Source organism: Chelativorans sp. M5D2P16 (genome assembly GCF_034427935.1).
GTDB lineage: Bacteria > Pseudomonadota > Alphaproteobacteria > Rhizobiales > Rhizobiaceae > Chelativorans.
The window spans coordinates 261,683-268,517 of record NZ_JAXQNM010000036.1 but is presented as its reverse complement, the minus strand read 5'-3'; the positions used below and the strand labels follow the sequence as shown (position 1 = coordinate 268,517).

Sequence of the window (6,835 nt, the reverse complement as noted above, 5' to 3'; positions counted from 1 at the left end):
GGCCGCCGTGCCGGGCGATATGCTCGACGAGCGCACGCAGGTCCGGTTCGCCGCGGAACGGCCAATAAATGCTGACGGTCAATCCCGCCGCGTTGTCCTTCCGATTGGGCGCACCGAATTGCTAGGGCGCTACCTGATTGGATGGAGGTCGACGCGAAAGGTTCCCGGCGGTGAAGAGTCCACAGCGCATCCGCTCATCGACACGCTCTTGAACCGCTGTTCGCGAAATGTGAGGCCGGGAACGGGACCGGCAGCTTGGAGGCTCGGAGTTTCGGAAGCGGACCTTCAGGCCCCCGCGCGCATCGACGTGATCTGACCCACGATTCGCGACGGAACGATCATCGGGATGGTGCGGCGTTGCGTAAGCGCGGCGATCGCCTCCCGAGCCGCATCAATGCGTGCAGACGGTAGAGACGAGCAACATTGCTGGGTCGATGCCGAACGTGCTCTCCAAGTCCATGCCGAACAGCTGGAGCCAAGCATCCTGCGCCCGGTAGGCGAGCACTTCCCGCTCTGCCGGACAGGCGAAGCGCATATCTGCAGACGCCTGCAGGTGGTGAACCATCTCGTGCACCAGCACCGAAAGCTGGGCCGGGGTGCGTCCGGTCCAGCCTTCGGTGAAATAGATGATGCGGCTGGCTTCGTCGTACGCTGCCACCACTTCGCCGGGTGAAACCTGACTCCCGGAGCCGTAGCGGATCTCGACAAGCCTGGAGGCGGGGGCCGTCACGAGGTCGGGAGCCTCGGACGCCGGCGTCAGACCGAAATTCGCCACAAGCCACAGCTCGATTGTGTCGAGCAAAGGAGGCGGATCCTGGGTCTCGGCGGCTGCGACCGAGGCAGCGGCACCGAGGCACAGGGCGACGGCGGCGGATCGTAGGGCGGAGATGTGCATTGCGATTCTTCTTCCTCGGATGGTTGTCCATCGACGAGGATCAGCCGAGCGGCGCGCGAAGTATCGAAAGAACCCTGAAAGACGGCTGAAATTGTGCTACAAATATGGGGAAATATGGCCTTGGAGCCCGGCATGGATGATCCACACAGGATTCGCTTCGGCGGTTTTGTCCTTAACCGGGTGCGCGGCTGCCTTGAAGACAGAACGGGCTGTGAGCGTTTCCTCCGGCCGAAGTCCTATCGGGCGCTCGAGGTCCTGTGCGAACGGCGTGGAAGGCTGGTAAGCAAGGACGATCTCGTCCGCGAGGTCTGGCCGGACGTATTCGTATCCGATGATTCCCTTGCCCATTGCGTGGCTGATATCCGACGCGTACTCGGCCCGGATGGGGCCAAATTGCTGCGCACGGTGCCGCGGCGGGGATACATGCTGTTGGATTCGGAACCGAATTTGGCGTCGCTGGTGCAACGAACCTCGAAACTCCGGATGGTTCGGGCCGGCGGGTTGGCCGCGGGATTGCTGCTGGTTGCTGGCAGCCTCTGGTGGGCTACGCCGCGCATCGCGATCGAGGCGGCGCCCGATGTCACTGTCTCGACCATGCAGCAGGCGGAGTCACTGCTGGAGGCACGCGACTGGCGGCGGCGCGAGGACAACGAGCGGGCAAGACGACTGCTCGAGCAGGTTGTCGCCGAGGATCCCGAGAATCCGCGCGCGCTGGCGAGTCTGGGGCTCACCTATTGGCTGGAAGTCCAGCACCTCGCCTGGGGAGGCGGCCGGCGTGAGATGGAACGGGCGCTTGAATTGGTGGAACGTTCCTTGGCACTCGGCGGAAGTGATCGCTCTCACCGGCTGCTTGCGGAGATGCGGCTGCTAGCGCCATTCAGGGAACTGCGCTCACCTGTCGACGCGCTGGCAAGTGCCCGTGCGGCGGCTGCCATCGACCCCGGCGACGCTGACAACATGGCGGTGCTGGCCCAGGCGCTGGCCCTGACGGGCCGCTCGAAGGATGCGGTCGGCATGATCGAGCAGGCCCTGCGCATGAGTCCGAGTCCCCCCGACTGGTACCGCCAGGTCGCTGGCCTCAGCTACTTACTCGCGGGCGAACCGGCCCGCGCAGCGGAAAAGCTCGGCCCACTCTATGGCGCGGGGACTTTTGCCAATGCGCGGTGGTGGCCGGGATGGCTCTTCGCCGCGAGCCTCGCCCATGCCGGCCGGATCGATGAGGCGGCGGGAGTGGTAAAGGCCGCGCAGGGGCGCCGGCCCGAGTACAGCGTCTCAGCCGTGGCACAGTCCTTCGACGGCTTTGCCGACGAAACCGGTCTCGCTCTAGTCCTCGATGGGCTCAGACTCGCCGGCATGCCGGGCTGAGCCCGCCCAGTCGGCGTAGGCACGTGACTGCCATCCGGCATAGCCGTCGCGGAAACGGAGATACTCAGTCCAGGCTTCCGCGAGCAGCGGGTCGCCAGCGACTTCCTCCGCCATCACCTCATCCCAAGCCTTGCGCAGCTCGAGGAGCACGTCGTCGGGCCAATGGTGGAACTTGACGCCCATGGCACGGAAACGAGCAAGAGCGTCGACCTGCCGCATGACCGCCTCGGATGCGGTCCATGACAGGGTGTCGCCGCAGGCCACCTCGAGCACCGTCTTATGGTGATCTGAGAGCGACGCCCAGCTCCGCTCCGGCATCAGTATCTCGAGCGAGGTGACAGGCTGCTGCCAGCCGGGAAAGTAGAGGTGTTTGGCGGTCTCGGCGATCCCAAGATCCGCATCTATCGACGGCAGAGAAAATTCAGCCGCGCTGATTAGGCCGGTCTCGAACGCTGGGCGGATCTCGTGGGCCGGCAGCTCGTAGGTGACGACACCCAGCTTTCGCAGCACCCGGGCGCCGTAGCCAAAGCTGCGCATTGCCAGTCCCTGCAGGTCCTCAATGCCCTCGATCGGCTCGAGGAACCAGCCTCCGCCTTCCGCCGGCAGTATGCCGCAATAGAGGCTCTTCAAACCGTGGCGGGCATAGATCGCCTGCAGCGCCTCGGCGCCGCCGCCCACTTGCATCCAGGCCGTGAAGCTCGCCGGATCGGGACCAAAGGGGAAGCCGGTGAAAATCGTCAGCGCCGGATCCTCGCGGTGGTGGTGGCCCGCCGACCCCCACACCGCGTCGATCAGGCCGGATTCCAGGGCGCCGAAGGTATCCTGGTCGAGCACGAGCCGATCGTGAACCTCAATGACAAAGCTGCCGCCCGACAATCGCCGCACCGTCTCGGCAAATCGTTCTCCGGCTTCGCCAAAGAGCTTCGGGTAGAGCAGACTGTTCATGCGCCAGCGCAGGACATCCTCCTGGCCGGCGGCCGAACCTGCTGCAAGCCAGAGGGCGAGAGCGAGCCCACCAAGAGCACGAATGATGTTGGAAAACTTCGTCATCGTTCCAAACGTCCTGTGCGGCGGCCGGTCGAGGCTTTCCCGTCTGTTGTTTAGTTTTGCATTTCAGCCACCGGAGAGTGCAAGAAGCAAGTTGTACCGGAGACGTAGTGATGGCGAAAGGCGCGGTGATGGCTGGTTATGGTGGCTGGTGGGCAGATGCCAGCTATGGGGGTCGAGAGCCGGCTTTGCCTTTACGTCTGGGCGTATTCCTGCTTGGCACACTGGGGCCGAGAAGCCGTCGGTCAGCTTTCGAGATGATGCTATCGAAAAGCGACCGTTCCGTTCACGACCTCTTGGCGGACGTTGAGAACGATTTATGCTGATCCCGAAAGCTGCCGGTAGTTCGACACCGTGGCGCTGGCTCGAGATGGAAAGGACCTGATTGCGCCGCTTGCCCAAGCGAAGAAGTTGGCGCGCGGGTCGACGATGCTCATCGTGACCCGCGTGCTGCGACTGTTACTTCGAGCCGAACCGGTCGATCACATCCGTCAACTCGACATGGCCTCGGCACGCCCCGTTGCCTGGTTGCATCTCGCCACTCTCAAGCGCGGTCGCATATATGACGGCAGGTTCGGCCTCGATGCGGCCTCTGAGGGCAGCGAGCTTCGGCCAGCGGGACTTATCGGCCACCTGATGGAAATCGAGCCAACGGGCCACGCCAACCAGAATGCCATCGGCCACCGTGGGATGATCGGCGATCAGAAATCGGGTATCTCCGATCATCTCCTCGAGCCGACCGTGACGTTCGATGACACCTTCGCTGCCCCATTCCTGCAGGGCGGCTTGCATCGTCGGGTTGGACGGTTGCATTTCCATCGCAGCCCAAAGAGGGCCAAACGCGCTGGTAAACCCGGTGTTGATGAACGCCATCAACTGGTGCATCCGGTCGGCCTCGCGCGAAAGCGGGTCGAAGCTAATCCGCCTATCCGTGTCCCGCGCTTCCAGCCATGCTGCAATCGCCATGGTTTCGGTGAGCACGTTGCCGCGGTCGGTGATCAATGCAGGCGTCTCGACGCGGGGATTTACCCGCTTGTAGGACGGGTCGCGCATTTCGCCGAACATATCCACGCGGCAGAGCTTGTAGGGGTTGCCAAGCCATTCAAGGGCGGCGACGAGCCCCATGGAGCTTCCGGCCGGGAAGCCGTATATGAGGATGGGTTCCATGTTCTAGTTCTCCGTGATTTCTTCTGATCACGCTGCGCAGCGAAGCCGGACCATATAGGGTTGCGTCGCCAAGTAAATTACGCACCTTTTTGTAACCATGAGGCGCTGATGAAAGATCTTGTCTCCCGCTGTCCCATCGAAGAAGTGATGCAGGTTTTGAGCGGCCGCTGGCCAACGCTGCTCATCTATTACCTCAAAGATGGCATCAAGCGCTTCAGCGACCTGCGCCGGGACAATCCCACCATCTCGCACAAGATGCTGGCGCTCGAACTGCGCAAGCTGGAGGACGCCGGCATTGTCCGCCGCACAGAGTTCGGAGGCTATCCGCTTCGTGTCGAATACGATCTGACGCCCGCCGGAGAGCGACTTGTGCCGCTCATGGATGCGCTGGGCGATTGGTGGGTAGCGACCAATGGTAATGATGAAGGACAGGACGCGGTAAGCTCCGGTGCAGCAGGCACGCAAACGGCTCACATTCGTCAGGCTGCGAATTGATTATTTGATCGGGTTACCATCCGGGAGAACTTGTCCGTTTTCTCAGCGCCGAAGCAATAAGAGGACACTCCGCAATCCACCCATGGCAGCCGATTAGGCGACTTCGGGGCCGCAAGCGGTCTGTCCGTTGTCGGGTTAAGTTCAGCGCATTGCTGCTCGGCAGCTTAGGGGGCCGCATACCAGACTGTCCGGGTCCGGTTCAGACTTGCAATAAGCCGCCGTTCGGCGACCGAGCCCGCATCCGGTCATACCGCCACATCTGTCAGTGCCCGGAAGCGGCCGTTCATCCAGGAGGCGCTGGCGCAAATATCGCATCGTCGCGAATGTCGTTACCGGTCGCGATAGGCGCTTGCTTCATGGAAGGAGGGCGGGCCTGCCTGCTGGAAATGAGACAGGCCACCTGGTCGCTCAACCCGTTTTAGAGCGAACCATCCGCCAGCAACTCGCGGGTGCGTTTCAGCGTCGAGAAGAGGGCAGCCTTGTAGCCCTGGTCGCTGTCGAACTGCGCCTGCTCGGCCTGCTCCTCGGGGCCGTTCGGCTCTTTGCCGCGCAGGCCGATGTAGCAGTAGAACCGAAGTTGCAATTCGCCGGCATCATCCTCGAACAGTTCGTTGATGATCGCGCCTTCGCGAGGACCGGCCGCCTGGAAGAAGGTAACCTTGCTCTGCTGCTCGAGGGTGATGATCTCGCGCAGGTCGGCGCCGGCGATCGTAGCCTCGCGCACGAAGTGGGTCGCGCTCTCCTCCACGACATCGCAGCGCGTGCAAAGGCCGGGCGGGAGAAACGGGCGCGCATCGCGCGCCTTCAGCTCGAGGCCCTTCCAGGCCTCCTCGCGGGTGAGCTTGGTTTCGCCGTGCGGGTTCACCGGAACGGTGGCGGTCGAATAGATCATGGTATGTCTCCTGGATGGGGATGTTTGTCGCCCGTGGCGATCAAGCCGCGATCTGGGCGGCGTAATCGCGATAGGAGCGCAGCGGGCGACCCAGTAAGTTGGTCAGCCGGTCAACGTCACCGGCATCCGGGACCATGCCGTCCGTCAGGAAGCGCTCGGCCATCAGGCGCATGTCGAGCGCCATCCAGCTTGGCATGAATGCCCTCAGGTTCTGCTCGAACCCCGCGGTGTCGTCGCCCGGATAGGCGATCTGATGGCCGAGGACGTCGGTCCAGATGGCCGCAGCACCTGCGCCCGTCAGCGTGTCCGGACCGACCAGATTGATGCGGTTGAGCGGGAGCGGCGTGGACGACTGCTCGCGGCGGATCAGCTCGATGGCGGCAATCTCGCCGACATCGCGCGCGTCGATCATGGCGAGGCCCTTGTTGCCGATTGGCATCGGGTAGATGCCGTAACTGCCGATGATGTCCTTGATCGTGACGTCGTTGTCCATGAAGTAGGCCGGGCGCAGGATAGTGGCGTTGAGCCCCATCTGCTCGATCATCCGCTCGACGCCGTACTTGCCGGCGAAGTGCGGCACGTTCACGTAGACGTCGCTGTGAATAACCGAGAGATAGACGATCCGCTCGATCTTGGCCTCGCGGGCGACGTTGAGCGCTATCAGCGCCTGGGTGTATTCGTCCGCGACAACTCCGTTGAGCAGGAACAGCGTGGAGACGCCTGAGAAAGCGCTGCGCAGCGAGTCGACGTCGAGCAGGTCACCCTGAACGACAATGACGGAGCCGGGGAAGTCGGCCTTCGAAGGGTCGCGCACCAGAGCGCGCACATCGGCGCCACGCTTCACGAGTTGTTCGACGACGTTGCGGCCGACATTCCCGGTCGCGCCGGTTACCAGAATAGTCATTGGGGTCACTCCTTGGTTGAGCCGTTTGGCTGTCCCGAAATTAGCGATCCACATTCACGGTGATAGACGC

Annotated in this window: 8 protein-coding genes; 3 read left to right on the top strand and 5 right to left on the bottom strand. The window is 63.0% G+C overall.

Going from position 1 to position 6,835, the window contains the following annotated elements:
* A partial coding sequence (locus SIN08_RS17355; protein WP_322452848.1) for a hypothetical protein occupies positions 1–316 on the top strand: 316 nt, incomplete at its 5' end.
* 75 nt (positions 317–391) lie between these two features.
* Here SIN08_RS17355 and SIN08_RS17350 read toward each other — a convergent pair.
* Entirely contained in the window at positions 392–895 is a 504-nt protein-coding gene (locus SIN08_RS17350) for a DUF6647 family protein (RefSeq protein ID WP_322452847.1), read from the bottom strand.
* Between the two features lie 132 nt (positions 896–1,027).
* On the opposite strand from SIN08_RS17350, the gene SIN08_RS17345 reads away from it, so the two are divergent.
* On the top strand, positions 1,028–2,260 hold the full coding sequence (locus SIN08_RS17345) for a winged helix-turn-helix domain-containing protein (protein ID WP_322452846.1): 1,233 nt from the start codon (positions 1,028–1,030) through the stop codon (positions 2,258–2,260).
* On the opposite strand, the gene SIN08_RS17340 is transcribed toward SIN08_RS17345, so the two are convergent.
* Together SIN08_RS17340 and SIN08_RS17335 are read right to left on the bottom strand one after the other, a co-directional pair.
* Complete coding sequence (locus SIN08_RS17340) at positions 2,219–3,205, bottom strand: hypothetical protein (protein WP_322452845.1); 987 nt, start codon at positions 3,203–3,205, stop codon at positions 2,219–2,221. The genes SIN08_RS17345 and SIN08_RS17340 overlap by 42 nt on opposite strands.
* Before the next feature lie 561 nt (positions 3,206–3,766).
* A complete protein-coding gene (locus SIN08_RS17335) occupies positions 3,767–4,474 on the bottom strand; it encodes a glutathione S-transferase family protein (protein WP_322452844.1) in 708 nt (235 codons plus the stop codon).
* A gap of 108 nt (positions 4,475–4,582) precedes the next feature.
* On the opposite strand from SIN08_RS17335, the gene SIN08_RS17330 reads away from it, so the two are divergent.
* On the top strand, positions 4,583–4,969 hold the full coding sequence (locus SIN08_RS17330) for a helix-turn-helix domain-containing protein (RefSeq protein ID WP_322452843.1): 387 nt from the start codon (positions 4,583–4,585) through the stop codon (positions 4,967–4,969).
* A 418-nt stretch (positions 4,970–5,387) separates the two neighbouring features.
* Here the strand turns inward: SIN08_RS17330 and SIN08_RS17325 are convergent, their stop codons facing one another.
* Together SIN08_RS17325 and SIN08_RS17320 are read right to left on the bottom strand one after the other, a co-directional pair.
* Positions 5,388–5,861, bottom strand: coding sequence for an SRPBCC family protein (locus SIN08_RS17325; protein ID WP_322452842.1), 474 nt, complete (start codon positions 5,859–5,861; stop codon positions 5,388–5,390).
* Between the two features lie 40 nt (positions 5,862–5,901).
* Positions 5,902–6,765: an NmrA/HSCARG family protein gene (locus tag SIN08_RS17320; RefSeq protein ID WP_322452841.1), complete on the bottom strand. Its 864-nt coding sequence runs from the start codon at positions 6,763–6,765 to the stop codon at positions 5,902–5,904.
* Positions 6,766–6,835: the final 70 nt, after the last annotated feature.